1 pseudogene is annotated in these 207 nt (G+C 62.8%); it reads right to left on the minus strand.

The annotated features are described in order from the left end of the window. Positions 1-17: 17 nt before the first annotated feature. Positions 18-207: pseudogene (locus tag ACFC3J_RS06850) on the minus strand (HAD family hydrolase); the annotation flags it as partial.

The raw sequence follows: 207 nt of genomic DNA on the forward strand, positions 1-207 counted from the left end.
GAGACGGGCTGCAATAGTCATCCAATTTCCTCCACATGGGCTGGTTCTTCGAGGCGCTGGAGAATCCACGGCAGCGCATCGTCCCAGCGATCAATCCGCGAATGGGCATGGCCTGCCTTGTGCGCGCAATCAATGGCGTGCGCGATCATCGGTTCGCCGCACATGTGCAGCCGCGTGACCTGGGGTGCGGTTTCGGCGACCGAGGCG

This window comes from Sphingobium sp. (assembly GCF_041987595.1).
Classification (GTDB): domain Bacteria; phylum Pseudomonadota; class Alphaproteobacteria; order Sphingomonadales; family Sphingomonadaceae; genus Sphingobium.